We start from the raw sequence: 25,453 nt of genomic DNA, 5'->3' as shown, positions 1-25,453 counted from the left end.
AGTGCTGTCTAAAGGTTCAGCACAAGAAGTCGATGCACAAAAGCTAACTGCTTCGCTTAACACCGACAAATCACGCTTTCTTACACTCTGTTACGTCTTAGCAACTAGGCTTGACGCTCTCGTCGTCCTGATGCAGGCGCCGGTTCAGCGGCGCTCTCGTCCGACGATGAACTGCTTCGCTTCGGCCTCGATCTCACCATCCTGCGGCCGCGCAGAATCCTTATGCTGAGCAGATTTCACTCCGCGGCTGAGACTCGCCAATCGTCCAAAAATGCCCGATTTTGCTGATGTTTCTGCACGTCCGCCAATTGCACCGTGATGCGCGTTCCACTCTTTCTGAGCTTGCGGCGGAAAATCTTCGATAGCAGGAAGACGACGAGACGTACGCTGAAATTCTGTCGGCGCTTGCGGCTCGAAAGAATGCGTCGACGGCGCTCCGACTCCGGAAGACGGCAACGGCGGCGTTCGTAACAATGCATTTCCCGTGAGTGGTGGGAAATTTTCGAGTCCGTCTTCGATCATCACATTGCCTGGTGCAATCCAACTGTCACGCGGAGATGCACGTGATTCGCTGTCGCCCGGATTAGAATAATTCTGGACACTTGGTGCCGACGGTTGCAACGCTTCCGCAAGTCGACGCTGTAGATCTCCCGGAGGCGGTGGCACAGAACCATTGTTGTGCACCGCCGAAATTTCAGCGGAAGGCACGGCGTGAGCATTCCGTCCGCCCGGACCCATCGCTGGGTTCGGAGCAATTCCAGGCTGCTGAGCACGCTGTGGCGCAAATTGCTCGTTCGGGCGGTTCATGCCGGAAGCGACGATCGACACCCGAAGCCGATCTCCGAGTTGCTCGTCAAACGTGGCGCCGACGATGATGTTGGCCTCAGGATCGACTTCCTGGCGAATACGGCTCGCCGCCTCGTCGACTTCATAAAGGGTCATGTCGCGACCGCCCGAGATCGACAGCAGCAGACCCCGCGCACCACGCAATGTCACGTCGTCAAGCAGCGGATTGGCGATGGCTTCCTCCGCAGCGAGAACGGCGCGACGCTCGCCCGTCGCTTCGCCGGTCCCCATCATGGCGGCGCCCATATTGCTCATGATCGTACGAACGTCGGCGAAATCGAGATTGATCAGGCCTTCCTTCAAAACCAGTTCGACGATGCAGGCGACGCCGGAATAGAGAACTTGGTCGGCCAGCACGAAGGCTTCCGCGAATGTCGTGCGCTCATTGGCGATGCGGAAAAGGTTCTGGTTCGGAATGACGATCAGAGTGTCGACGTGCTGGCGTAGCGACTGCACGCCGGCTTCGGCGATACGCATCCGGCGCGCGCCTTCGAACGCGAACGGCTTGCAGACGACGCCGACCGTCAGCGCCCCGACCTCGCGGGCAGCCCTTGCGATGACCGTCGCGGCACCCGTACCCGTGCCACCGCCCATACCGGCGGCGATGAAAACCATGTGCGATCCGGCGATATGAGCGCGAAGCTCGGCGATGGCTTCCTCGGCTGCCGCCTCTCCGATTTCCGGGCGAGAGCCGGCGCCGAGGCCTTCGGTCAGATTGGCTCCGAGCTGGACCCGGTACTCGGCGCTCGACGCGGCGAGCGATTGCGCATCGGTGTTGGCGACGACGAACTCGACGCCCTGGAGTCCGGCAGCGATCATATTGTTGACCGCGTTGCAGCCCGCGCCGCCGACGCCGATGACCGTCAGTCTCGGCTTCATATCGACCAGCGTCGGTAGTTGCAGTTTGATGCTCATGGCACCCTCAAAATTGACAATCGGCGAAGCCGCTCATGGAGAAAAACACCAATTTCGCTTCCCGGAACGACATCGGCGCTCATTTCGTCTCGTCGTCAAAACGCGCGCTTCAACCACGTCCCGACACGACCGAGATATCCTTGCTTCAAAACCTTGCGTGCATATGGCGTACTCAATTCGTTGCTGCCGCGAGCCGCGAGAACCGCGAGACCGGAAAGCGTCGCAAGCTGCGGCCCTGCAAGACTCGCGTTGAGCCCGGCGAGATCCGATGGCCTGCCGAGGCGCACCGGTCTGCCGAATTCGTTGGCGACGAATTCCGAGAGTCCGAGAAGTTGGCTGGCTCCGCCCGTAAGAACGACCTTGTCTCCCGCGTATCGGCCCGCCGCATTGAGCGCCAAACGCTCACGCACGAGTCCCAAGAGCTGTTGCACACGCGGCCGGATGATAGCCGTCAGCCGCGCTTTGGTGGTCTCAAAGCTCCCCTCGTCCTCCTCTCCGGCCACCGGATAGGAAATCGATTCGTGCTCGTCGGACTGGGCATTGAGCAGTGTGCCATAAAGCGTTTTGATTCGCTCGGCTTCTGCGAGTGGCGTCTGCAACGCCCTGGCGATGTCATAAGTCAAATGCTGACCGCCGACAGGGATCGCCTCGACGCCGGCGAATAGGCCATCGGCAAAGAGCGCGATTGTCGTCGTTCCTGCTCCGAAATCGATGCAGGTCACACCGAACTGGCGCTCTTCCTCGGTCGTCACCGCAAGCGCGCTCGCGTAGGGCGATGCAACGAGGCCATCGCACTCCGCGTAGCAGCGATCGATCAGGACCAGAAGATTGCGCAACGGCGCTTCGTCCGCAGTCACGGCGTGCAATCCAGCCGAAAGACGGCGCGCCGAGAACCCGATCGGATCGCGCACGCCGCCAACCCCGTCGAGCTCATAGCCGAGCCGGTTGAGATGGAGGAGCGTGCGACCGTCGCGTTCGGCATAGCTTTCGCCCGCCGCCATGAGCCGCTGAAGATCGTCATGCGTAACGCGTCCCGTCTCGACGTCGATGCGCGCCGTGCAATGCGCAGACGCCAGGCGCCCGGCTGCAACCGAAACCGTATAGTTGCCGACCGAAACACCTGCCGCGCGTTCCGCTTGCGCGAGGACGGCGCGAACGACCGACTCAGCCTCATCGAGATCAGTCAGCACACCGGCTTTGACACCGCGCGACCGTTGAAGGCCAAGCCCAGCGAGCCGCAGCGACGGCGCCGATAACGACGGCCCGTGCTCGGCCACGATCACGGCGGCAACTGTCTTGCTGGTGCCGATGTCCAGAAGCCCGAACGTCCGGTACGTGCGCCTATCAGCCATGGAGATCCCGCTAACGTGAGCTGATGGTAAGGGGTGCGCCCGCGGAAGAATCGAGTGCAGCGGTTTGCGCGGCCTTGTTATCGACCGGACGCATCGCAATGCGGCCTGGCGTGCGCACATCGATGATCATCGGCGTGCCCCTGAGCGCAGGTGCGGTGGCGGACGAACCCGCGATTTCCTGCAGGCCTTCGATTTCGCGATCAGCACCAAGCTCGAGCACCGTTCCGGTTTTGAGCACGATGCGCCAGCGGCGTTCGGCAATGCGTTCCGCATATGCATATTGCTTTTCGATTGCGGGATATTGACGGACCGCCGCGAGCATCGACCGAGCCTCGTCCTTGGCCCCTTCGCCAACGACGCGCGGCAAAGCCCAACCGCCCGCAATCGGCATTGGACCAAGAACACGCCCGGTCGCATCGACGAGATAATTCTCATTGCCACGCGTCCAGACGACTGCCGGAGTCCGTTCGCGGACCACGATATCGAGCGAGCCCGGATAGACGCGCGTGATCTGCGCCTTATCGATCCACGGAATACGTTCGATGCGTTTCAGCGCCGCTTCCGAGTCGAAAGCCGCGAACGTTCGAACGTTCGTGAGATCGAGCGCATCGTAGATGTCGTTATCGGATGCGTAATGCTGCCCGGAGACATTGACCTGATTAATGCCGAAACCGGCCGCAATCGTCAGCGCCGTCGCCTCAGCGGCAGTTTTATGCAGAAGATTGGCGAATGTCGCGCGATTGAGCGGCAGCACAACTGCCGTAGCGCTGACCGTCGCCAAGAGCGCGCCTGTCGCAAAAGAATATCTGAGCCATCGCCGCGTCGTGCGCCGCGATCTTCGCACGCGCCGCTCGCCGCGCGGAATCTTGAGCGTCATGTCGGGACGCTGGGGAGCGGAACGTGAAACTGTGCTGACGGTCGGCGGAACTTCAAAGGTCTGGGCAGCTTTGGGCTCCGGCGTCGGCGCTTCGTGCGCCCGCCACCAGAACCGTTGCTTGCCTGCTACCTGTTGCAACTCGCGTCCTCGACCATCCATCGGACGAGGTCACCGAACGACCAGCCCGCATGACCCGCCAGCTCAGGCACGAGAGACGTTCCCGTCATGCCCGGTTGCGTGTTCACTTCGAGGCAGATCAGATCGCCAGTCCCACCAGCCGTATCGTCGAAGCGGAAGTCCGCTCGCGACACGCCGCGGCACCCCAACGCCTGATGCGCTCTTAACGTTAAGGAACGGACTGACTGGTAAACATCCGGTAAAAGTTGTGCCGGCAGCTCGTGCTTCGAGCCCCCCGGACCGTATTTTGATTCATAGTCGTAGAAAGCGAGCCCCCGGAGAGGCACGATCTCGATGACATCTGTCACAAAATCTCCAATGACAGCACAAGTTAGCTCGCGCCCTGCAACGTAACGCTCAACCATCACGATCTGGTCTGGCGATCCTCCCGACGCGATCGAATTGGGCGGACGGTCCGCATCGGGCGAAACGATGACAACCCCGACACTCGAGCCTTCCGTGGGAGGCTTCACGACGTAGGGCGGAGGCAAGACGTGTCCTTCGAGAGCCTCGCGCCGCGTGACGAGCTTCGCTTCAGCGACCGGAACGCCTGCGAGCTTCATCACGTCCTTGGCGCGCTCCTTGTGCATCGCGAGCGCCGAGGCCAGAACGCCAGAATGGGTGTACGGAATCGCCAGCAACTCGAGGATGCCTTGCACGCAACCGTCCTCGCCGAACTTGCCGTGCAGCGCATTGAAACAGACGTCGGGATTGATGGCGTCGAGCTGGCCCGCCAGGTTGCGGTCGACGTCGATCTCGGTGACCCGGTATCCTTCCTCCCGCAGCGCTTCCCCGACAGCTGCACCGGAGTTGAGGCTCACCTCGCGCTCGGCTGACAGCCCACCCTTGAGAACAGCCACGTGATCGCGTGTGCGCTTCGGCACGACGCCGAGTTTTGTCATGGCTCGTTTCCCACCATTTTCCGGAAAAACCTACGATTGGGCTTGATCGACGGAGTTGTCCAAAATCGCCAGCGCTTCGCCGACTGCACATCCTGCTCGCGGAAGTCCAAGGCGGATGATTTCCCAATTGAGCGTGATGCCGGACTTCGCCTTGACGCGCGCCCTGACCGTCTCGCCAAGCCGTTCGACGTCTTCGCCTGTTGCCTGCCGATCGTTGATCAGGAAGTTGCAATGCATATCGGACACCTTCGCGCCGCCGACGCGCAAGCCACGGCATCCTGCCTCGTCGACAAGCTTCCAGGCGCTGTGCCCCGGCGGATTTTTGAACGTCGAACCGCCGGTGCGTTCCTTGATCGGCTGGTTCTTCTCGCGATAGTCCGCGACCTCGTCCATCTCTTTCACGATCTCCGCCGGATCGCCCGGAGCGCCTTGATACGTCGCCTCGGTGAAGATCCACGTCTCCGGTATGACGGAATGCCGATAAGTGAATCCCATGTCCTGAAGCGAAAGGACGTGGATATTGCCATCCGGATCGACAGCCCGCGCCCCGACGAGGCAATCCTTCGTCTCGCGCCCGTGCGCGCCCGCATTCATGCGCAGAGCTCCACCGATCGAGCCCGGAATGCCGCGATAGAACGCCAGCCCGCGAATGCCGGCGTCAGCCGCCGCACGCGCGACCTTGACGTCGGGCACAGCGGTTCCGGCGTGTAGCCGTCCCCCGTCCTCAATCTTGATCTCGCCGAAACCGCGGCCGAGCCGGATCACGACGCCGGCGACACCACCGTCGCGCACGAGCAGGTTTGATCCCAGCCCGATGACGAAAACCGGCAAGTCGCGCGGCTTGCTCTTCAGAAAGTACGCGAGATCTGCTTCATCGGCCGGAGTAAACAGCGCCTGCGCCGGACCTCCGACACGAAACCATGTGATGTCGGCGAGCGACGCATTCGCAACGAGACGGCCCCGAAGTTCGGGCATCGCGGCGCGGAGGTCGCTCGTGATGTCGTCGAACATCAGGCCGCGCTCCCGGCCCGCTGCGCCGTTCCCGCGAGCCAGTCTGGCAATGCGTGAGCCCAGTCCGTCGAATTGCCTGCGCCGAGGCAGACGACAATGTCACCCGGAACCGCGATGCGTTTGATGGCCGGGACAATGCCCGTCGGTTCTTCGACGGCTTCGGCCGAACGCCGCCCGGCGGTTGCGATCCGCGACGCAAGCGCCTGATTGTCTATACCGGCGATGGGAGGTTCGCCCGCCGTATAAAGTGGCGCCACAATGACGTGATCGGCATCCTTGAAGCAGCGCGCGAAATCCTCGAAAAGATCGCGCACGCGCGTGAAACGGTGCGGCTCGACGACCGCGATCACCTTGCCTTTGGCGCCACCGCGCGCAGCCGCCAGTACAGCGGCGATTTCCGCCGGATGATGGCCATAGTCGTCGTAGATACCGATGCCGTTCCATTCGCCCGTGAATTGGAAGCGCCTTTTGACGCCCGAAAACCCCGCCATCGCGGCTTTGATCTTCGCATCATCAAGTCCGGCTTGCGTCGCGACGGCAATGGCCGCAAGGGCATTCAGAGCGTTGTGCGCGCCAGGGATCGGAACGGACCAATCCTTGAGCTTTCGCGCACCGCCTTTGACGAGCGCCGTCAGCGTCGCATCGAAATACGTCGTGTTGCCTTCGATACGGATCGACTGCAGCACGAGGTCGGCATCCTTGCTCTGACCATAGGTCAGCAGCCTGCGGCCATCGGCGCGAAGGTTCAATCTTTCCACCATGTCGCGCACGACAGGATGATCGATGCAGGCGACAGCTAGCCCGAAGAACGGAATGTTCCTGAGGAACGCTTCGTATTCGCGATGCATCGCCTCGACCGAGCCGAAATAATCGAGATGCTCGGGGTCGATATTCGTGACGATGCCGATCTCGGTCGGCAGCCGCGTGAAGGTGCCGTCGCTCTCATCCGCCTCGACGATCATCCATTTGCCCTGACCGAGCCGCGCGTTCGAGCCCCACGAATTGATGATGCCGCCCGTGATGACGGTCGGCTCCTCGCCGGCTTCCGTGAAGATGTGCGAAAGCAGTGATGTGGTCGTCGTCTTGCCGTGCGTGCCTGTGACCGAAATCGTCGAATAGAGCCGCATCAGCTCGGCGAGTATTTCGGCGCGCCGGATGATCGTCAGTCCCTTCTGACGGGCCGCGATCAGCTCGGGATTGAATGGCTTCACCGCGGTCGAGATCACGACATAGCGTGCCCCGATCAGATTGACCGGATCGTGCCCGACAAAAACCCGGATGCCTTTCGACCTCAGCCGCTTGACGTTGGCGCTTTCCTTTTGGTCCGAGCCCTGAACCGTGTAGCCCTTGGCGACAAGAATCTCGGCGATGGCGCTCATGCCGATGCCACCGATACCGATAATATGGAATGGCCCTATGTCGCGCGGCATTTGCATGGAGAGAGGTATCCTCGTCGTGAAATCGGCGTCGCACTCCGAAAAGTCTCGCGTAATGATACTCACGGCGCGCGATTCCCCCCCGGACGACGACCCTCCGCAAGAGCCAACGCGAAATCGGCTAAATTACGAACGGCGTCGGGCCGCCCCGCGTTTTTAGCGGCCTTGGCTGCTGCTGCAAGGGTGTCGGGGGATTTTAGAAGCTTTTCGAGCTCATCGGCGAGGCGCTCCGGCGATAGATTGCGTTGCTCGATGCACCAGGCCCCGCCCGATTCTTCAAGCCGCCGCGCGTTGTTCAACTGGTCGTTGTCGAGGGCGTGCGGCAGCGGCACGAGGATCGATGGCCGCCCGATCGCCGTCAATTCCGCAACTGTCGACGCGCCCGCCCGCCCGATGACGAGATGCGAATCCGCCATCCGGGCCGGCAAATCGGTGAAGAACGGAGCGACATCGGCATCGATACCGGCTTCGAGATATGCGCTTCGGACTCGTTCGATGTCTTCCTCCCGTGCCTGCTGCACGATGCGAAGGCGCTTGCGCAAATGATCGGGCAGCGCGAACAGCGCCAGCGGGACGATATCGGAAAAAAAACGTGCGCCCTGGCTACCGCCAAAAATAAGAATACGAATGGGGCTGTCCGGCAGTGGCGGCAGAAAGCCGAGAGCAGCCGCTTCGAGCACGGCCTTGCGTACCGGATTGCCGGTCAGAACCGATTTTGCAGCAAGCGTCCCATCAAGAAACTTCGTCCGTTCGAACGATGTCGCAATGGCGTTGACACGCTTGGCGAGCATCTTGTTGGCGCGTCCGAGCACGGCGTTCTGCTCGTGAATGGCGGTCGGAATGCCCCTGAGACGCGCTGCGACCAGAGGCGGATACGTCGGATAGCCGCCAAACCCAATCACCGCATGGGGCTTCGCCTGCCCGAGCAACCGAAAAGCAGCACCCGTTCCACGCGTAAGCGTCAGGACCGTCGCGGCGATATCGCGCGGCGAGCGCGACGCCAGCGTCGCCGACGGTACTTGATAGATCTTGCGCGCCGGAAACCCGCCGCCGTAGCGATCGCCGCGCATATCCGTCATCAGATCGACGGCGACTCCACGGCGCCCGAGCTCTTCGGCAAGCGCGAACGCCGGAAACAGGTGACCGCCTGTCCCACCGGCGGCCAGCATGATCGATTGCATGCCACTCATTCTCCCCCGCTCATACCGACGGAGTATGGCTTGTGAAGTGTACGTCGTCGATGGTCGCCACCCGTCGCGGTTTTTTAAGCCGCGTCGGATCAGGCCGCCAGCGCGTCAGCGCAAGAAGCATTCCTGCCGTTATCGCCAGCGCCAGCATCGACGAGCCCCCCGCCGAAATGAACGGCAGTGTCATGCCTTTCGGAGGCAGCAGTCCGATGTTGACCCCCATATTGATCAGCGCCTGAAGTCCGAGAAGCAGGGCAAGTCCCTGAACGGCCAAGCGATCGGCGGCAGTCGGTTCATCGCTTGCCCGCTGCATCGCCCGGATCACGATATATGCAAAGACGGCAAGCAGCGCGACGCAGGCGATGACGCCGTATTCCTCACCGATCACGGCAAAAATATAGTCCGTATGCGCATCGGGAAGCACGGACTTGATCGTGCCCTCACCCGGGCCACGGCCGAAAAATCCGCCTTCGGAAAAGGACTGCATCGCACGGCCGACCTGATAGTTCTCGAACGGCGCAGCGCTGAAAAATTTCTCCAGCCGCGATTGCACATGCCCGAAATTCATGTACGCGAGCCAGAAGCCGCCGCTGCCGATCAGCGCGAGAATAGCAGCGCCGATGGGTGGCAATCCCGCCAGCAGGTAGAGCAAGCCTGCCGTTGTGCTGATGAGCACCGTCTGTCCCACATCTGGCTGTGCGACGAGCAAGCCGGCCACGACGCCCCAGAGTAAAAGCGCAAGGGGCAAGGCCGGCATATCGGACCGGCCCGCGGCCTCACCGTAAAGCCATGCGATGACGACGATGAACGCCGGCTTGGCAAATTCGGACGGCTGCAACGAATAGCTGCCGAACGTCAGCCAGCGTTGCGCTCCGTTGAGCTCGGTGCCTTTGAACAGCACGACAATCATTCCCACAACTGACGCAAGCAGCAGCACCGCAGCGAGGCGGCGCACGCTGGCAGGCGAAAAGAGCGAGATGACAAGCATCAGAACGGCGCCGATAGCTGCAAAGGCGACATGCCGCTCAACGAAATAATACGTCGGCAAACCTTTCTTGATCGCGACCGCGGGCGACGCTGCAAACGAGAGCACCACGCCAATCGCGACAAGCGCTAGCAGCGCCGTCAGCAAACCGCGATCGATCGTGAATGACCAGTCGGCAAGCATACTGCGATCGGCGCGAGAGAGCTTCATGAAGCCCTCCGCATCACGACGCCCGGAAGCGCCTCGACGAGTTGGCGGAAACTCTCGCCGCGAATTTCGAAGTTCCGGAACTGATCGTAGCTGGCGCACGCCGGCGACAGCAGAACCACAGGCTCGACGCCCGTGCTCGCCGTGGCATCGCGCGCCGCGGCTGAAACGGCGGCATCGAGCGTACCGCTGCGTTCGAACGCGACGCTCCCATTGAGAGTGCGCGCGAAATCCTCGCTCGATTCCCCGATAAGATAAGCCTTCGCGATGCCGCCAAAGTACTTTTCAAGAGCGGCGATGCCTCCAGCCTTCGGCCTGCCGCCGACGATCCAGAAAACGTCGCGCGGAAAAGACAGAAGCGCTTTTTCGGTCGAGTCCGCGTTCGTCGCCTTGCTGTCGTTGACAAACAGAACGTTTCCGATCCGCCCGATCTCCTCCATCCGATGCGGCAACCCGAGAAATGACGAAAGTGCACCTTGCCAATCGATGTCCGACGACTGGCCGAGCCAATTCAGGCACTCGCGCACCGCGGCGACGGCAGCGAGCGCGTTCTGCGCATTGTGCTTGCCTCTGAGCGTCGCGATGCCTCGCAGAGATCCGAGCTTGACCGCAAGTGCCTCGCGATTGCTGCAGATGATCGTATCGTCGAGCAGGCTGTATCCCGGCGCGAGCGATTTTTCAGCGCTGAAGGCAATCGCAGGTCCCACGCGCACCCGGCGTTGCAGCATCGCCAGCCCGAAGTCGTCGTCAATCCCGACAGCCGCAATCTCAGCGCCCTCGACAAGGCGTTCCTTGACGGCCGCATAGTTTTCAATCGTCCCGTGCCGGTCGAGATGATCCGGCGTCATGTTCAACATCACGCCGACCGTCGGTTTCAGTGTCGGCGTTAGATCGATCTGAAACGACGACATCTCGACGATATGAAAACGCTCCGGCGCCGGTTCTTCGAGCGTCAGGACGGCTCGGCCGATGTTGCCGCCAAGTTGTACATCGCGGCCCGCATGGCGAAGAATGTGAGCTATAAGCGCCGTCGTTGTTGATTTGCCGTTAGTGCCGGTGATTGCAATGAACGGCGCGTTCGGCGCATGCGCGGCCCGCTCACGCGCAAAAATCTCGATATCGCCGATAATCTCGACACCGCTGGCGCGCGCCTTTTTCACGGTCCAGTGCGGCTCGGGATGCGTCAACGGCACTCCGGGCGTAAGAACCAGCGCCGAAAAGTGCGACCAGTCCGCCTGGGAAAGATCGACAAGCGGAATGCCCTCCTGCGCCGCCGCGTTACGGCCGGCCTCGCCATCATCCCAGGCGGCGACAGTTGCGCCGCCGGACACCAGAGACCGCGCCGAGGCAATCCCGGAGCTACCGAGACCGAATACAGCGACTGTCTTGCCGTTGAAGGACGTGGCGCGAATCATCGGCTGAAATCTATCGCATCTCACGTCGCTTGGCTGAGGTCCTAGCGCAACTTCAATGTCGAAAGACCGATCAGCGCCAGAATGACCGAAATGATCCAGAAGCGGATGACGACGGTCGATTCCTTCCAGCCCTTCTGCTCATAGTGGTGGTGCAACGGCGCCATCTTGAAGACGCGCTTTCCCGTCCACTTGAACGATAGCACCTGGATAATCACCGACAGCGTCTCGAGCACGAAAAGCCCGCCGACAACGGCCAGCACGACCTCGTGCTTGATCGCGACCGCAATGGCTCCGAGCGTGCCGCCGAGAGCCAGCGATCCGGTGTCCCCCATGAAGATCATCGCGGGCGGAGCGTTGAACCAGAGAAAGCCGAGGCCCGCACCGATCAAGGCGCCGCAGATAACCGAAAGCTCACCGGTCCCGGGCACGTGATGAATCTGCAGATAGCCCGCAAATTTCGCGTTGCCCGAAAGATAAGCGATGACGCCGAACGTGGCTGCCGCGATCATGACCGGCACGATGGCCAATCCGTCCAGACCGTCCGTAAGGTTGACCGCATTTCCGGCGCCTGCAATGACCAATACCGCCATCAAAACGAAGAATGGCCCAAGATCGATGATGAGATCCTTGAAGAACGGAAACGTCAGATCGGTATCGAGCCCCTTGGGCCCGAGCTTCATCAGCAGGTAACCGGCGACGGCGGCAACCACCACTTCCAGTAGAAATCGAGAGCGACCTGCGAACCCATCCGAAGATCGTTTCGTGACTTTCAAAAAGTCATCATAGAAACCGATGGCGCCGTAACAGATCGCAACGCCTAAGACCACCCAAATGTAGCCGTTCGAAAGCTGCGCCCAGAGCAGCGTCGAGACGGTCACGCCTGCGAGGATCATCAACCCACCCATGGTCGGCGTGCCACGTTTTAGGAGATGGCTTTGCGGGCCGTCGTCGCGGATCGGCTGCCCCTTGCCCTGCTTGACGCGCAAAAGGTCGATGATCGCAGGACCGAACATCATCACGAAAAGAAGCGCGGTGAAGATCGCGCCGCCGGACCGGAACGTGATGTAACGAAAGACGTTCAGCGCGCTGATCTGATCGCTGAATTTGACAAGCTCATAGAGCATGCGCGCCGAATTCTCCCCCTTATCAAGGCCCGCCTACGAGACGGAGCCGTCGTTCCCGAACTGCGCTTTCAATGCTGCAACGACCGGACCGAGACGCGTTCCATTCGAAGCCTTGACCATGATGACGTCGCCACGTCGCAGATTGGATAGCAGCGCATCAGGAAGCGAAGACGATGCTGCAGCGTAGCCGCCCTTTTTGGACTTCGGTAGGGCATCATAAAGGCCCTTCATGTGCGGCCCGCAGGCAAATATAAGGTCTATCCCGGCGTCCTCCACAGCCTCCTTGAGACCTTGATGAAGCGCCGGCGCATCGGAGCCGAGTTCCAGCATATCGCCCAAGACCGCGATCCTGCGTGAGAATTTCTGCCGCGGCACGGATGCGAGCGCCGCCAGCGCGGCCCGCATCGAGGCCGGGTTTGCGTTGTAGCTCTCATCGATCAGAAGCGCTTCGCCTCCCTCGATATGAAGAACGCTCCGCGCGCCACGGCCGCTCGGCGGCTGCAGGTTGGCAAGCACCGATAGGGTCTTTTCGACGTCGGCACCGATCGCATCAATTGCAGCGACGACCGCCAACGCGTTTTCGGCGATATGGCGTCCGGGCATCGCAAGCTGGAGAGGAATTCGCCGTTCGCCGAACCGGACGGTCAGCGCACTGCCGTCGTAGCCAAGCTTCAGATCGTCGCCACGAACGTCGGCGCCCGCACTGAAACCGAAGGTTACCGGCTTCGCGCCGAAACGCTTGGCAATCGACGTGAGCCGGCCCGCGTGCGGATTGTCGTATTTGATGACGGCCGTTCCGCCCGGCACGAGCCCCTCGAAAATCTCGCCCTTCGCATCCGCGATCGCTTGGACCGACGGAAAGTATTCGAGATGCACGGCTTCGACCGTCGTAACGATGGCGGCATGCGGGCGGACCATCTTCGTGAGCGGCCGGATTTCCCCGGCATGATTCATGCCGATCTCGAAGACGCTGAACCGCGTCTCGCGTGACATGCGTGCGAGCGTCAGCGGAACGCCCCAGTGATTGTTGTAGGACTTTTCGGAGGCGTGGGTGGTGCCAAGATGCGCAAGACACGCGCGCAGCATTTCCTTGGTCCCCGTCTTGCCGGCACTGCCCGTCACCGCAACAACGCGGGCGTCCGGGTTGATCCGCGCTCGCGCCGCGCGGCCAAGCGCTTCAAGCCCCCTCAATGTGTCCGGTACGCGCAACAATGCGCCGTCCTTCGGCTGGCGCCTGTAACTCTCCACAACGAGCGCCGCAGCCGCGCCCGCCTCGAATGCGGACGATACGAAATCGTGGCCATCGCGCTGATCTTTCAACGCCACAAAAAGATCGCCGGGCTGCAGTGTACGTGTATCAATCGATACTCCGGCGACCGGCCGGTCGACCCCACCCTCAGGCTTGACTCCGAGCGCAGCGCTCAATTCGGAAAACGTCCACAACGGTTGCATGGCTGTCAGCTCTCGAGCGCCCTGCGGACTTCTTCGTGATCCGAGAACGGCAGGATGCGATCTCCGACAATCTGGCCCGTTTCATGTCCTTTGCCGGCGATAAGGACGACGTCGCCCGGCTGCATCATCCGAACCGCCGTAGCGACGGCTTCCGCCCGGTTGCCGATCTCCCGGGCTCCCGCCGCGCCTTTGAGAATTTCGCTGCGGATCGCGGCGGCGTCCTCGGTGCGCGGATTGTCATCCGTTATGATCGTGACATCGGCCTTCTCGACCGAAATACGGCCCATGATCGGCCGCTTGCCCTTATCGCGATCGCCGCCGCACCCGAAAACGGAAATCAATCGCCCCGTCACAAACGGCCGGCACGCATCGAGCGCCGCCGCCAGCGCTTCTGGCTTGTGCGCGTAATCGACGACGGCGAGACCGCCGTTCCGTTCGCCGATGATTTCGAGCCGCCCCGGCACGCCTTTGAGATTGCTGAGCGCCGCCAGCACGGCATCGGTCTTCTCACCCGTTGCAATCGCAAGCCCGGCGGCAACGAGCGCGTTCTCGGCCTGATAGGCGCCGACGAGCGGCAGCCGCACCTCGCAGTGCCGTCCTTCGGACAAGATCCCGATGCGCTGCTGAAAACCGTCGCGCGTCAGGGACGTCCGCTTCAACGTCTCACCTAAAGCACCGACCGTCAGGACGCGAAGCCCCCGCGCCTTCGCTACCGCCGCGACATCCGCCGATCGTGCACCGTCCATATTGATGGCCGCCGGTTGCCCGGCCCGCAGAAGCTCGGTGAAAAGACGGATCTTGGCGTTGAGGTAAGCCTCTTCCGTCGGATGATAGTCCATGTGATCGCGGCCGAGATTCGTGAATGCAGCCGCGGTCAGCTCGACCCCGTCGAGACGGTTCTGGTCGAGCCCATGCGACGACGCTTCGAATGCCAGATGCGTGACGCCTTCATCTGCCAGCGCTGCAAGCGTCGCGTGCAGCGTTACCGGATCGGGAGTCGTCAGCGATCCATAGACGGCCCCGTCGGGCTTTACGATTCCGATCGTCCCGACCGACGCCGCCTTATGCCCGAGGCTCGTAAAGATCTGCCGCGTGAAATCGGCGACCGACGTTTTGCCGCTCGTACCCGTCACCGCAACGGCGCAGCGAGGTTGGCGCCCGGCAAATTTCGCGGCGATCTTCGCAAGTGCCGCACGCGGATTGTCGACCTCGATCAGGGTGACTCCGTTAGGAACGGCAACGCCTTTGCCCTTGCCGACGATAATGACGCTAGCCCCGCGCGCAAGCGCCTCCGGAATATAGGCCGCGCCATCGACCTTCGACCCCGGCAGCCCAGCAAAAATTGCGCCGTGCCCGACGGCGGCACTCGCCGCCGTTATTCCCGTCACCTTAATGGAATGAGCCCCTGGGGGCGGCTCGATGTCGGCCGGCAGCACATCGCTAAGCCGCATAGCTCCCCTCGCCCTTGTCGCTTTTGGCCGCTTCGAAAACGCTCAAAATAATTCGCGGAAGTTAGATACGTGGCCGACCCCTCGGACGTCAAATCCACCCAGGGTCGATTACTGGCTTGCCGCCACGTCCATTGGCGCGACCCCAAGTTGCCCGGCAATACGCGTGATCAGACGGCCGGTCACCGGTGCCGCTGTGTAGCCCGCAGTATGCTGTCCCTGCGTCTCCTTCGTTCCTTTCGGATCGAACAACACGACGAAGGTCAAATATTGGGGATCGTCCATCGGAAACGCGGCGAGGAATGACGAAATCACCGATTTCGACGAATACCCGCCACGCCCGGGCACGTCCGCCGTGCCGGTCTTGCCGCCGACGCGATACCCCGGCACGTCGGCCTCCTTGCCGGTACCGTCGGGCCCGATGACGTTGAGGCGCATCAGTCGCGCCATTTCCCGCGACGTCACTTGCGTGACGAGCGGCTTCTCGTCCGCTGAATCGACGCCGTAGCGTTTGAGAAATGTCGGATGGACCGGCTTGCCGTCGTTAAGGACTGTCGCGGCAGCGGCTGCGAACTGTAACGGCGCGACGGCCAGGCCATGACCATAGGATATCGTAATCGTTGAGGCCTTTCCCCACTTCGGCGGCAACTGAGGTGCAGCGATGACCCCTTCTTCCGTTTTGAGCTGTGTCAGCAGTCCGAACTTTCGAAGAAAAGCCTCGAATCTTTCCGGCCCCGCTTGCAGGGCCAGCATGCCCGCACCGATGTTCGACGAATGCGTGAAGACTTCCGTCACGCTCAGCGGCCGATTCGAGGCGTGATAATCGGTCACCGTGAAACGGCCGACCTCCAAGGGCTGGCGCACGTCGATCATGGTATCGGGCTTCGCAAGGCCCTCATCGAACGCCATCGCAATCGTCAGCGTCTTGAAGACCGAGCCAAGTTCGTAGGTACCCGCGGTCATCCGGTCGAGATGCTTGTTGTCGAGAGCCTGCGACGGCCACGTCGGATCGACCCTCGGCAGCGACGCGCTGGCCAGCACTTCGCCCGTTTTGATGTTCAGGATGAGGCCGGCGGCGCCCTCCGTTCCATACATTTCTTCGGCATCGTCGAGTTCGTCTTCGAGTGCGTGCTGGACGCCGATGTCGAGCGAGAGACGCACCGGCGGCCGCGTCGAGAGCACCGCCGAGTGCACCGGATCGGTGCCGACATTATCGTCGATATATTTCTCGATTCCGGTGAGGCCACGATTATCGACGTTGACCGAGCCCAGTACGTGCCCTGCGAGCGCCCCCGCAGGGTAGGCCCGTTTCAACTCGTAGCGGAAAGAAAGACCGGGAAGTCCGAGATCGTGCACGCGCTGCGCAATCTTCGGAGACACGCCCCGTCGCACCCAGATGAAACGGCGCGAGCGGTCGGAGAGAGCCCGCAGCAGATCTTTCTGATCGATATCCGGCAAGACGGTCGCGAGCTTCTCGACCAGCTCGTCACGATCGAGCACGACACCCGGATCCGCATAGATCGACGGCGCTTCGAGGTCGGTTGCCAGAAGCCGGCCATTGCGGTCGACGATATCGGGACGGCTGAAACTCGTCGCGACCGGCTCGGAGACGGCAAGCGTCACCGCTGCTTGGTGGCCGAACGCCAGAATGAGAAGATGGATCGTGACTTCGGCAAACGCAAAAAAGAGAAACCCGTAGACCACGATCTCGGTCACACTGCGAGTCCGCCGCTTGCGGACATCGTCAGCGCCTTCACGGCCACGCCCCTGGCATCCGTCAACGGCCATTGCCGCGATCCTGATGGTCGTCGAGGTCGGAAACTTCGCGCCCGGATGCGAACTGATCGACGCGAGGAGGAGCAAGCCCGATTTGCCGAGCCAGGGCATCGATCCGGTCTGGGCGCGCCAGCGTTCCGCGTTCAGCCTTCAGGACCGCGATGTCGTCTCGGGCGCGCTCGGCGAGGCGCTCTTTTGACTGCACTTCAGCTTCGAGACGCCGGGTATCATAGTTGAGGCCGTAAAGAAGGAGCGCGCTCGCGATCGCAAAGAAAAATGCGGAAATATTCAAGAGACGCATGGCGGCCTGTCCCTATTTACTCTGGACTCAACCCAGACGCTAATCCTCAGAATCTGGAAAACCTAAAGTTTCAAGATTGAGAGGCCACGGACCCGCTTCCGTTCGGAACGCTGCTCTGAGGCGTGCCGACCGAGCACGCGGGTTCACATCCAATTCACCTTTAGAAGGTGTTAACGGCCGCGAGTTAACAATTCGGAAACTTGGAGCCGCGCTTTTTATCGATTCCGTTGGCAAATGCCGTGAAACCGAAGATGTCTTGCCGCTCCGCTCCGCGATGAATTTTTTAACGATCCGATCTTCGAGACTGTGAAACGAAACGACGACGAGGCGGCCGCCGGGTTTCAGGATTCGCTCGGCAGCCGACAGCGCGGAAGCCAACTCGCCAAGTTCGTCGTTGATGAAAATGCGCAAGCCCTGAAACGTCCGCGTCGCCGGGTGTCGTCCGTCAATTTTGCGACCGTGAAAAACTCGAGACACCGTTTCGGCGAGTTCGAGCGTCCGTGCAAACGGCTTTTCCGCGCGCTGTTTGACGATAGCACGCGCAATTGCCCGCGACCTGCGCTCTTCGCCGAACGCATAGATGACGTTGGCGATTTTTTCTTCAGCCGCGGTATTGATGAAATCGGCGACCGTCGGTCCGTCGCCCGACATCCGCATGTCGAGAGGACCATCATGTTGAAAGGAAAATCCCCGCTCCGCATCGTCGAGCTGCATCGATGAAACGCCGATATCGAGCACGACGCCGTCCACCTGGCTTGCACCGAGCGAATCCTGCGCAACCTTATCGAGCCTGCTGAACGGCGATTCGACGAGTATCAGTCGCTCGCCGAACTCAGCCTGCAGCGGCGCCGCGCCCTGGATTGCATTGGGATCGCGATCGAGCGCCAGCACCCTGCAGTTGGCGGCCTCAAGGATCGCGCGCGTATAGCCGCCCGCACCGAACGTACCGTCGATGTAGATTTCGCCGTCCTTCGGCGCCAGCGTTTCCAGCACTTCCGAGCGAAGCACGGGAATGTGGCGTGGAGGCTTTTCAGCCGGCCCCAGCGAGGCTCCCTCTGCCTCGCCACCGCGCGTCATTCCCGTGCCCCCTCGTCGCCGTCGTCGTTCGACGCACGGCTACCCGCTGCGAAAAGCTTGCGCGTCACCTGGACTTTGCTGCGCGCTTCCGCCCGGCGCTTTTCGAAGCGTCCGGGTTCCCACATCTGAAATTTGTCACCGAGGCCAACAAACGTGACGGCGGCGTCCAGGCCGGCATGGGTGCGAAGGCTCTCAGGAAGGACGATGCGGCCGTCGCCATCGATTGTGAGAACCTGGACGTCGCCATAGAGCGCGACAGAAAGCTCGTCGCGCTCATCCGAATAGTCCGGCAGGCCCGCGAGAAGCCCGTCGATCTTCTTTGCAAGTCTTTCGCCGCCTGCATCGAGTGCAGGAGCATCGAGCGAGGGGTAGCAGTAGAGTCCGCCCGCGTATCCGTCGCGTTCCAGGACGGTGCGAAACGAGGCCGGAATTGAGACGCGGCCTTTGGAGTCGATCTTGTTTGTGAATGTCGAGACAAAGCGGTCCATCTCCCAGCTAACGAAAACTCGTCCTCCTCACTCGTTACTGGTCGCTACGCTTCATCTGGTCCGTCCCGGCGGCCGGCTCCCCGCGGGGGAGTCGCCGGGACCAATCGAAAAGCTTCTGCACTTCGGCCGGCGCGCGCGGAACGCGTGTCGCCCGAAACAACGGAAAGAGGCCGTGGCGGTCGCTCAGATCTGGGCCCTCTACCAAATCGGCGCCCAGCCACGGTATCCTGCCCGGTGCGGACGGGCTTGTATGGGATCGCATGGGATGATGTGGTCGTCAACGGTTTATTAAGGATATTTCCGACGAGGCACGGAATTGCACCAGAATGCCCGCGGGGATTTCCCGAGGCGAAGCCAGGCAAGAACTGAAATCCATAAATTTTTCAAAAGATTAGACATTCGAATGAGGGTCACGTCATCCTGATTTGACGCTGACTACAATCGGAGCATGATCAAACACTAGGCGAAGCGGGCAGGCACGGCGCAGAGCGCTGACGGTCCCATGCGGACCCTCGGCACCGCGGCTCATGGGTGCCAACATGACGAACCCAAAACCTGAAATGCATATCGTCGATCACGTACTCTATCCCGGCGCCGAACTCCGGTGGCCGGCATCTGTCCTGTGGCGCGACGGCGAGCCCGAGGTCCGCAAAATCATGATCGCGGATATTTGGGAATCTCTTGCCCAAGGCGTCGACGACTTCCGCGCAATGCCGACGCACGTCTTTTTCGCGTGCATCATTTATCCGGTCGTCGGCATCGTATTGGCGCGACTTCTATTCGGCTACGAGTTGTTGCCTCTGATCTATCCAATGGCGGCAGGCTTCGCGCTGCTCGGCCCGTTAGTCGCGATCGGCCTTTACGAGTTGAGCCGTCGCCGCGAACTCGGCCTCGACATATCGCCGGCGCGTGCACTCGATGTCCTGCACAGACCGGGCATCGGTGCAATCTGGCGTTTAGGCATCGTGCTAGCAGCCATTTTCGTAGGATGGCTTTATACCGCCAATCTCATTCATACCCAGATTTTCGGCGGCGAAGCATCCTCGCCAAGCCAGTTCTGGAACCAGCTCACGACGACGGCGAAGGGCACTCAACTCATCATCGTCGGCAACGTAGTAGGCTTTGTATTCGCGCTCGTCGTTCTCGTGATCAGCGTAGTCTCATTCCCGATGCTCGTGGATCGTGACGTGAGTGCTGCGACTGCGGTTCGAACGTCCGTGCGCGCGGCCATCGAAAATCCAGTGCCCGTGGCGTTGTGGGGATTGATTGTCGCGATCGGCCTGCTGCTCGGAACGGTGCCGTTCCTGGTCGGCCTTGCAATCGTGCTCCCGATCCTCGGTCACGCAACCTGGCATCTCTACAGACAGCTCGTCGAACCCCAAACACCGCGGTAGCCAGCGTAAATCAGGGGCCAATTGCATGACTAGGTGGAGAGTGGCAGCATTCATCTACGGAATGGTTTGCTACGCGGTCTTCTTCGCGACCTTCCTCTACGCGATCGGCTTCGTTGCAGATCTCTTTGTCCCAAAGACGATAGATACGGGTGGGATCATACCCGCCCGTGCGGCGCTGATAATCGATGTTCTGCTGCTACTGATCTTCGCCATTCAGCACAGCGTCATGGCACGCAGACCGTTCAAGCAATGGCTGACTCACTGGGTGGCGCCGCCAATCGAGCGGAGCACCTACGTGCTCTGTTCCAGTCTCGCGCTTATACTGCTTTTCTGGTTCTGGCGGCCAATTCCGACCATGATCTGGCATATCGACAACCCGCTGCTCGCAAACGCAGTCATGGCTCTGTCGTTGGTAGGTTGGGTAATCGTTCTGGTCAGCTCTTTTCTGATCAATCACTTCGAGTTGTTCGGCCTGCATCAAGTCGCGAACAATCTTGCCGGAAAAGCGATGCCAGAACCGAAATTCCGCACTCCTCTTTTCTATAAATTCGTGCGCCACCCGATTTACTTCGGCTTTATCGTAGCCTTCTGGGCAACACCAACGATGACAATCGGACATCTGTTGTTCGCTGCGGGCACCACGGCCTATATCCTAGTCGGCATTCTCTTTGAAGAACGCGATCTGGCTAGTATCTTCGGAGACGAATACCGACAGTATCAGCGTCGCGTTTCGATGCTGATCCCCTGGCAAAGTCAGCGTAATCAAAAACCAACAAAGAAAATACCAGCCGGCCTGTAAGCCGGGTTCTGTCTGGAAGCAGCCCAACACCGGCTTGCCGAGTGTTGGCCAAAATACCTCCGCGACGGCCATTCATCTGGGACGCCTGTCGCCAGACGCCTCGTGCAATCAACCCGGATGAGTAGCGTGATGACACGCCTCGCGTCTGCGGTTTCCCGCTCCGCGCGCCCATCCCTATTCGATCTTGCTCCCGGTGGGGTTTGCCCTGCCACTTCTGTTACCAGAAGCGCGGTGCGCTCTTACCGCACCTTTTCACCCTTACCGCGCCGAAGCTGCGAAGCAGCGTAGGCGGGCGGTATGTTCTCTGTGGCACTTTCCCTGGGGTCGCCCCCGGCGGCCGTTAGCCGCCACCGTGTCATCATGGAGCCCGGACTTTCCTCCACCGGATACCTTGCTTGCGAGCCTTTAGAGCCCGCTTCGCCACAACGAAGTCCGGCAGCGGCCGCCCGGCCGGCTGGTTCCTGACATAAGCGGTGCGACATCTGAAACGTCAAGTGGCAACGCGCAAAAACGGTGAACCCCCGTTCGCTTTGAATTCAAAATGCGGGATCCGCCGTTGCAGTTCGCGATACCGTTCCCACATCGCGTCAAAGGTGGTGCCACGGGGAGAACGAGCATGCAGGCTAATCCCAATCACGCGATCCGCATCGTTCCGCATCCCGCGCGACTGCGCGTGGTTTGGAATGGCACCGTTATCGCCGACACAACCGACGCGCTGATGCTTCACGAAGCCTCTTATCCGCCCGTTCCTTACGTCCCACGCGCCGACGTCGATATGACGTTGTTGACCAAATCACCTCGGAAAACCCACTGCCCCTATAAAGGCGAAGCAACCTATTTCTCGCTGCAATCCGGAGATGTGGCGGTAAACGATGCCGTCTGGAGCTACGAGACGCCTTTTCCGGCCATGAAATCGATCGCGGGATACCTCGCATTCAATCCGAAAGAGGCCGAATTCGTCGAGAACAACGCGCCCTGACAAGGTGAAACCGCATCTTCATGTATCAGCCGGGGAACAATCTTAATCTTTCCGCGTTTGCAATAATCTTATCTCCTGCGATCGGCGTCGCAGTACATCGCAAGCAGAAAGAAAGCACGCTTGAATTCCGAATACAGTGCAGTCTGGAGTCGAATTCGACCGAAGCTCGCCATGCGCGTCCGCGCGCTCGCCGTTTGCAGCAAAAATCCCCGATCCGCAAAATATCGGCTCACGCCTGAAACAACCGTCCGTGCTGCAACGAATATGACGGGCGTGCCTTCAGCGATCATCGCTAGCTTCAACGTCATTCTCAGCATCTCCGGTCGTCGCGATACGGCCAACGACAGTCAGTTCAGGGAGGAGAACGATGCGACGAACGTCCGCAACCGTTAAGGAACCCCGTCCGCGGGCCCAACCTAATCCGACGAGCCCTTCCGAACGACTATTCGCGACGCGCCAACACTCGCTTGCGCTAGCTGCGCCGCTGACACCCGAGGATATGGTGGTCCAGGCGATGGACGATGCGAGCCCGACCAAATGGCACCTCGCCCACGTCACATGGTTCTTCGAAAACTTTGTCTTGAAACCGCACCTCGATGGCTATCGAGACTTCGACGATGCCTTCAATTACTGCTTCAATTCCTATTACGAAGCCTTGGGACCGCGCCATCCGCGCCCGAAACGCGGATTGTTGACCCGGCCATCGGCCGAACGTGTCTTCGCTTATCGCGCTCACGTCGACGATGCACTGCGTTCGCTTCTATCGAGCGAAAAAGGTCAAAGCACAGAAGTCACGCGCCTCATCGAAATCGGCATCAACCACGAGCAGCAGCATCAGGAGCTGCTTCTGACCGATATACTGGCGCTCTTCGCAACAAATCCACTGAAGCCATCATATCAATCATCGCCTTTCGAGGTCGACCTGTCGCAACCTGAGCCGCTGCGGTGGATCGATTACGCTGGCGGAATTCATCGTGTCGGTCACGCATCGGATGAGTATTGTTGGGACAACGAGTTGCCTCCGCACGATGCACTCGTGCATCCCTTCCGGCTCGCTGACCGCCTCGTCACCAACGCCGAGTGGCTGGAGTTCATCGCAGACGGCGGCTACGCAACGGCGACGCTCTGGCTTGCCGACGGCTGGACAGCCGTCAATCGTGAGGACTGGCGCGCGCCGCTCTATTGGGAAAAAACTGACGCCGGTTGGTTCCAGATGTCGCTGCAGGGCTTACTGCCTGTTGCGCCTGCGGAGCCCGTCGCGCACGTCTCTTATTACGAAGCGGACGCATTCGCGCGCTGGTCAGGGAAACGCCTGCCGACAGAATTCGAATGGGAAACTGCCGCCTTGGCGAGCGGCGCCCGCCATGAATCCATAGAGACGGGCCGGTTGCGTCCGCGACGCGCCGCCAGCGGCGAAATGGACAGGCCGAAGCAGCTCTTCGGCGATACCTGGCAATGGACGTCGAGCGCCTATCTTCCTTATCCCGGATATCGCCCGCCCGCCGGTGCTATTGGCGAATACAACGGCAAGTTCATGATCAGCCAGCAAGTTCTCCGCGGAGCCTCCTACGCAACGCCCGGCGGCCATTCCCGTCCAACGTACCGGAACTTCTTCTACCCTCATCAGCGCTGGCAGTTCGTCGGTCTGCGCCTCGCTTCGGAGATCGACTGATGCGTCGTGCTCAAACGCTCGCCAAAGCCCATCTCGATCTCGGAGAGGTCGAGGACGAATTCGCGTCATCCGTCATCGAGGGATTGTCAAACGCTCAAAAGTCGCTTCCCTGCCGGTACTTCTACGACGCACGCGGCAGCGCGCTCTTTGAGGACATCACGCGCTTGCCCGAATACTATCCGACGCGGACCGAGACGCAGATTTTGATGGACTACGCCGACGACATGGTCGGAAGCGTCGGCGACGGCGGGTTGCTGGTCGAGTTCGGCTCCGGCTCCAGCCTGAAAACCGAAATCCTGCTCGATCACCTGGGAAGCTCGGTCGCTTACGTGCCGATAGACGTATCCGAAACGGCGTTGGCCGATGCGAAAGCGCGCCTGATGCGGCGTTATCCAAGTCTCGACGTGAGGCCCATCGTGGCGGATTTTTCTCATGCGCTGACGTTTCCTGCCGATCTCGCCGCGCGCGAAAAAACCGGTTTTTTCCCCGGCTCGACGATCGGCAACCTCGCGCCACAAGAGGCGGCAAGCCTGCTGACCGTGTTCGGTCGTGCGCTCGGCAGGTCAAGCCGCCTGATCATCGGCGTCGATCTAAAGAAAGACCCGCGTCGGCTTATCGATGCGTACAATGATCAAGCGGGCATCACGGCGGCGTTCAATCTCAACCTGCTTCGCCGCATCAATCGTGAGCTTGGCGCCAACTTCGATGAGCAGGGCTTCCGGCATCGCGCAATCTACGATCCGGCGAAAGGCCGCATCGAGATGCATCTCGTCAGCCGCCACGACCAGCAGGTCTCGGTCTGCGGCCGGACCTTTCATTTTAGTGCGGGCGAAAGCATCCATACGGAAAATTCGTATAAGTACGCGCTCGAACAATTCCGCGAGGTCGCGCGCGCGTCGGGCTGGCGACCGGCGCGTGTCTGGACCGACACAAGAGAACAGTTCAGCGTTCACGAGCTCATTTGGCCGAAAGCCGGTCGCGGCTGCGCCTGATCTCAGTCAGGCATCCTCTTCGATCGCTGTTTGCGCGATCTGCGTCGCTCCGCCATTGAAGTGCGCGCCCACCGCATGTCCGACAGCGACCGCAAGGATGCAAAGCACGACTGACAGAGAAATGTTCATTGCGGCGCGACCGAGAGCGCCCTCTCTCAGCAAGTCGAGTGTCTGCAGGCTAAACGACGAGAACGTCGTGTAGCCGCCGCATATGCCGATCATCACGAACAGCCGGAATTCTTCCGACACAGGAAAGCGGCCATGCGCCAGCGTCAGCGTCCCGAAGAAGCCGATGATGAATGACCCCGTGATATTGACGATGATCGTACCCCAGGGGAGCTGGCCGCTAATCGGCAGCGCGAACAGAGACACCAGATAGCGCATCAATGTCCCGAGCGCACCGCCAAGCATCACGATAAGGCAGGTCGTGAACGTCATATGGCTCTCCTTTCAACAGCATCCCCGGACGCGGCTTTGCTAGGAGTCATCAGCCATATGGGCGGTTATCGGGGGAACCCCATCCCCATCGCCGCCATAGATACATGAGAATCGCTGAAAGCTACACTGCATTAGCCCAAGCATTCCAGCGCGGTGCATTAAGCCCATTTGAATGGTCCGGCAGAGATTGCAGCAAAAACTGC

The 25,453-nt window shown here is 60.8% G+C and carries 22 protein-coding genes, 1 other RNA gene, 1 pseudogene and 1 riboswitch; of the genes and pseudogenes, 6 read left to right on the top strand and 18 right to left on the bottom strand.

Annotated features, from left to right (window positions below; translation table 11 throughout):
• Positions 1-144: 144 nt before the first annotated feature.
• From ftsZ to mraZ, 16 genes are all read right to left on the bottom strand, one after another.
• The gene (ftsZ, locus tag HYPDE_RS01130; protein WP_015596479.1) at positions 145-1,761 is read right to left on the bottom strand and encodes a cell division protein FtsZ; all 1,617 of its coding nucleotides are present in this window, start codon (positions 1,759-1,761) and stop codon (positions 145-147) included.
• 95 nt (positions 1,762-1,856) lie between these two features.
• Positions 1,857-3,113, bottom strand: a complete 1,257-nt coding sequence (gene ftsA / locus HYPDE_RS01125) for a cell division protein FtsA (protein WP_015596478.1) — start codon at positions 3,111-3,113, stop codon at positions 1,857-1,859.
• 10 nt (positions 3,114-3,123) lie between these two features.
• Complete coding sequence (locus HYPDE_RS01120) at positions 3,124-4,128, bottom strand: cell division protein FtsQ/DivIB (protein ID WP_015596477.1); 1,005 nt, start codon at positions 4,126-4,128, stop codon at positions 3,124-3,126.
• Complete coding sequence (locus HYPDE_RS01115; protein ID WP_015596476.1) at positions 4,116-5,069, bottom strand: D-alanine--D-alanine ligase; 954 nt, start codon at positions 5,067-5,069, stop codon at positions 4,116-4,118. Before HYPDE_RS01115 ends, HYPDE_RS01120 begins: the two co-directional genes overlap by 13 nt.
• Before the next feature lie 30 nt (positions 5,070-5,099).
• A complete protein-coding gene (gene murB / locus HYPDE_RS01110; RefSeq protein WP_015596475.1) occupies positions 5,100-6,080 on the bottom strand; it encodes a UDP-N-acetylmuramate dehydrogenase in 981 nt (326 codons plus the stop codon).
• The gene (gene murC / locus HYPDE_RS01105) at positions 6,080-7,516 is read right to left on the bottom strand and encodes a UDP-N-acetylmuramate--L-alanine ligase (RefSeq protein WP_041319729.1); all 1,437 of its coding nucleotides are present in this window, start codon (positions 7,514-7,516) and stop codon (positions 6,080-6,082) included. Before murC ends, murB begins: the two co-directional genes overlap by 1 nt.
• A 62-nt stretch (positions 7,517-7,578) precedes the next feature.
• Positions 7,579-8,706, bottom strand: a complete 1,128-nt coding sequence (gene murG / locus HYPDE_RS01100; RefSeq protein ID WP_041319727.1) for an undecaprenyldiphospho-muramoylpentapeptide beta-N-acetylglucosaminyltransferase — start codon at positions 8,704-8,706, stop codon at positions 7,579-7,581.
• Positions 8,707-8,716: 10 nt separating this feature from the next.
• Entirely contained in the window at positions 8,717-9,898 is a 1,182-nt protein-coding gene (locus HYPDE_RS01095; RefSeq protein WP_015596472.1) for an FtsW/RodA/SpoVE family cell cycle protein, read from the bottom strand.
• Positions 9,895-11,310 carry a UDP-N-acetylmuramoyl-L-alanine--D-glutamate ligase gene (gene murD, locus HYPDE_RS01090; RefSeq protein WP_015596471.1) on the bottom strand — a complete coding sequence of 472 codons (1,416 nt, stop codon included), beginning with the start codon at positions 11,308-11,310 and terminating at the stop codon, positions 9,895-9,897. Before murD ends, HYPDE_RS01095 begins: the two co-directional genes overlap by 4 nt.
• Before the next feature lie 41 nt (positions 11,311-11,351).
• On the bottom strand, positions 11,352-12,434 hold the full coding sequence (mraY, locus tag HYPDE_RS01085; protein WP_015596470.1) for a phospho-N-acetylmuramoyl-pentapeptide-transferase: 1,083 nt from the start codon (positions 12,432-12,434) through the stop codon (positions 11,352-11,354).
• A 33-nt stretch (positions 12,435-12,467) separates the two neighbouring features.
• On the bottom strand, positions 12,468-13,886 hold the full coding sequence (locus HYPDE_RS01080) for a UDP-N-acetylmuramoylalanyl-D-glutamyl-2,6-diaminopimelate--D-alanyl-D-alanine ligase (protein ID WP_015596469.1): 1,419 nt from the start codon (positions 13,884-13,886) through the stop codon (positions 12,468-12,470).
• 5 nt (positions 13,887-13,891) lie between these two features.
• Positions 13,892-15,337 (bottom strand): UDP-N-acetylmuramoyl-L-alanyl-D-glutamate--2,6-diaminopimelate ligase, encoded by a 1,446-nt coding sequence (locus HYPDE_RS01075; protein ID WP_015596468.1) that lies wholly within the window; start codon positions 15,335-15,337, stop codon positions 13,892-13,894.
• Positions 15,338-15,445: 108 nt separating this feature from the next.
• Entirely contained in the window at positions 15,446-17,122 is a 1,677-nt protein-coding gene (locus HYPDE_RS01070; protein ID WP_015596467.1) for a peptidoglycan D,D-transpeptidase FtsI family protein, read from the bottom strand.
• The gene (ftsL, locus tag HYPDE_RS01065) at positions 17,112-17,411 is read right to left on the bottom strand and encodes a cell division protein FtsL (protein ID WP_015596466.1); all 300 of its coding nucleotides are present in this window, start codon (positions 17,409-17,411) and stop codon (positions 17,112-17,114) included. The genes HYPDE_RS01070 and ftsL overlap by 11 nt, the downstream gene beginning before the upstream one ends.
• A gap of 39 nt (positions 17,412-17,450) precedes the next feature.
• Positions 17,451-18,488, bottom strand: coding sequence for a 16S rRNA (cytosine(1402)-N(4))-methyltransferase RsmH (rsmH, locus tag HYPDE_RS01060; protein WP_015596465.1), 1,038 nt, complete (start codon positions 18,486-18,488; stop codon positions 17,451-17,453).
• On the bottom strand, positions 18,485-18,976 hold the full coding sequence (gene mraZ, locus HYPDE_RS01055) for a division/cell wall cluster transcriptional repressor MraZ (protein ID WP_015596464.1): 492 nt from the start codon (positions 18,974-18,976) through the stop codon (positions 18,485-18,487). The genes rsmH and mraZ overlap by 4 nt, the downstream gene beginning before the upstream one ends.
• A 539-nt stretch (positions 18,977-19,515) precedes the next feature.
• Here mraZ and HYPDE_RS01050 point away from each other — a divergent pair.
• Together HYPDE_RS01050 and mddA are read left to right on the top strand one after the other, a co-directional pair.
• The gene (locus tag HYPDE_RS01050) at positions 19,516-20,370 is read left to right on the top strand and encodes a DUF2189 domain-containing protein (RefSeq protein WP_144061141.1); all 855 of its coding nucleotides are present in this window, start codon (positions 19,516-19,518) and stop codon (positions 20,368-20,370) included.
• A gap of 25 nt (positions 20,371-20,395) precedes the next feature.
• A pseudogene (gene mddA / locus HYPDE_RS01045) lies at positions 20,396-21,121 on the top strand (methanethiol S-methyltransferase); the annotation flags it as partial.
• Positions 21,122-21,150: 29 nt separating this feature from the next.
• On the opposite strand, the gene rnpB reads toward mddA, so the two are convergent.
• An RNA gene (gene rnpB / locus HYPDE_RS18540) (RNase P RNA component class A) lies at positions 21,151-21,627 on the bottom strand.
• A gap of 158 nt (positions 21,628-21,785) precedes the next feature.
• Here rnpB and HYPDE_RS01040 point away from each other — a divergent pair.
• The 4 genes from HYPDE_RS01040 (at position 21,786) to egtD (ending at position 24,812) form a co-directional block, all read left to right on the top strand.
• Positions 21,786-22,148, top strand: coding sequence for a DUF427 domain-containing protein (locus HYPDE_RS01040; RefSeq protein ID WP_041320706.1), 363 nt, complete (start codon positions 21,786-21,788; stop codon positions 22,146-22,148).
• Between the two features lie 171 nt (positions 22,149-22,319).
• On the top strand, positions 22,320-22,541 hold the full coding sequence (locus HYPDE_RS01035; protein ID WP_015596459.1) for a hypothetical protein: 222 nt from the start codon (positions 22,320-22,322) through the stop codon (positions 22,539-22,541).
• The gene (egtB, locus tag HYPDE_RS01030) at positions 22,516-23,820 is read left to right on the top strand and encodes an ergothioneine biosynthesis protein EgtB (protein ID WP_015596458.1); all 1,305 of its coding nucleotides are present in this window, start codon (positions 22,516-22,518) and stop codon (positions 23,818-23,820) included. Before HYPDE_RS01035 ends, egtB begins: the two co-directional genes overlap by 26 nt.
• A complete protein-coding gene (egtD, locus tag HYPDE_RS01025; RefSeq protein WP_015596457.1) occupies positions 23,820-24,812 on the top strand; it encodes an L-histidine N(alpha)-methyltransferase in 993 nt (330 codons plus the stop codon). Before egtB ends, egtD begins: the two co-directional genes overlap by 1 nt.
• A gap of 6 nt (positions 24,813-24,818) precedes the next feature.
• Here egtD and crcB read toward each other — a convergent pair whose 3' ends face one another.
• Positions 24,819-25,250, bottom strand: a complete 432-nt coding sequence (gene crcB / locus HYPDE_RS01020) for a fluoride efflux transporter CrcB (RefSeq protein ID WP_015596456.1) — start codon at positions 25,248-25,250, stop codon at positions 24,819-24,821.
• 33 nt (positions 25,251-25,283) lie between these two features.
• A riboswitch (Fluoride riboswitch) is annotated at positions 25,284-25,346 on the bottom strand.
• Between the last annotated feature and the right edge of the window lie 107 nt (positions 25,347-25,453).

The organism is Hyphomicrobium denitrificans 1NES1 (assembly GCF_000230975.2).
GTDB classification, from domain to species: domain Bacteria; phylum Pseudomonadota; class Alphaproteobacteria; order Rhizobiales; family Hyphomicrobiaceae; genus Hyphomicrobium_B; species Hyphomicrobium_B denitrificans_A.
This window is presented reverse-complemented; position numbering and strand designations above follow the sequence as displayed.

What these genes read in the sequence shown, in the direction of transcription:
- ftsZ (WP_015596479.1), bottom strand. Translation starts at nt 1,761, where the DNA reads ATGAGCATCAAACTGCAACTACCGACGCTGGTCGATATGAAGCCGAGA.
- ftsA (WP_015596478.1), bottom strand. Translation starts at nt 3,113, where the DNA reads ATGGCTGATAGGCGCACGTACCGGACGTTCGGGCTTCTGGACATCGGC.
- HYPDE_RS01115 (WP_015596476.1), bottom strand. Translation starts at nt 5,069, where the DNA reads ATGACAAAACTCGGCGTCGTGCCGAAGCGCACACGCGATCACGTGGCT.
- murB (WP_015596475.1), bottom strand. Translation starts at nt 6,080, where the DNA reads ATGTTCGACGACATCACGAGCGACCTCCGCGCCGCGATGCCCGAACTT.
- murC (WP_041319729.1), bottom strand. Translation starts at nt 7,516, where the DNA reads ATGCAAATGCCGCGCGACATAGGGCCATTCCATATTATCGGTATCGGT.
- murG (WP_041319727.1), bottom strand. Translation starts at nt 8,706, where the DNA reads ATGAGTGGCATGCAATCGATCATGCTGGCCGCCGGTGGGACAGGCGGT.
- HYPDE_RS01095 (WP_015596472.1), bottom strand. Translation starts at nt 9,898, where the DNA reads ATGAAGCTCTCTCGCGCCGATCGCAGTATGCTTGCCGACTGGTCATTC.
- murD (WP_015596471.1), bottom strand. Translation starts at nt 11,310, where the DNA reads ATGATTCGCGCCACGTCCTTCAACGGCAAGACAGTCGCTGTATTCGGT.
- mraY (WP_015596470.1), bottom strand. Translation starts at nt 12,434, where the DNA reads ATGCTCTATGAGCTTGTCAAATTCAGCGATCAGATCAGCGCGCTGAAC.
- HYPDE_RS01080 (WP_015596469.1), bottom strand. Translation starts at nt 13,886, where the DNA reads ATGCAACCGTTGTGGACGTTTTCCGAATTGAGCGCTGCGCTCGGAGTC.
- HYPDE_RS01075 (WP_015596468.1), bottom strand. Translation starts at nt 15,337, where the DNA reads ATGCGGCTTAGCGATGTGCTGCCGGCCGACATCGAGCCGCCCCCAGGG.
- HYPDE_RS01070 (WP_015596467.1), bottom strand. Translation starts at nt 17,122, where the DNA reads ATGGCCGTTGACGGATGCCAGGGGCGTGGCCGTGAAGGCGCTGACGAT.
- ftsL (WP_015596466.1), bottom strand. Translation starts at nt 17,411, where the DNA reads ATGCGTCTCTTGAATATTTCCGCATTTTTCTTTGCGATCGCGAGCGCG.
- rsmH (WP_015596465.1), bottom strand. Translation starts at nt 18,488, where the DNA reads ATGACGCGCGGTGGCGAGGCAGAGGGAGCCTCGCTGGGGCCGGCTGAA.
- mraZ (WP_015596464.1), bottom strand. Translation starts at nt 18,976, where the DNA reads ATGGACCGCTTTGTCTCGACATTCACAAACAAGATCGACTCCAAAGGC.
- HYPDE_RS01050 (WP_144061141.1), top strand. Translation starts at nt 19,516, where the DNA reads ATGACGAACCCAAAACCTGAAATGCATATCGTCGATCACGTACTCTAT.
- HYPDE_RS01040 (WP_041320706.1), top strand. Translation starts at nt 21,786, where the DNA reads ATGCAGGCTAATCCCAATCACGCGATCCGCATCGTTCCGCATCCCGCG.
- HYPDE_RS01035 (WP_015596459.1), top strand. Translation starts at nt 22,320, where the DNA reads ATGCGCGTCCGCGCGCTCGCCGTTTGCAGCAAAAATCCCCGATCCGCA.
- egtB (WP_015596458.1), top strand. Translation starts at nt 22,516, where the DNA reads ATGCGACGAACGTCCGCAACCGTTAAGGAACCCCGTCCGCGGGCCCAA.
- egtD (WP_015596457.1), top strand. Translation starts at nt 23,820, where the DNA reads ATGCGTCGTGCTCAAACGCTCGCCAAAGCCCATCTCGATCTCGGAGAG.
- crcB (WP_015596456.1), bottom strand. Translation starts at nt 25,250, where the DNA reads ATGACGTTCACGACCTGCCTTATCGTGATGCTTGGCGGTGCGCTCGGG.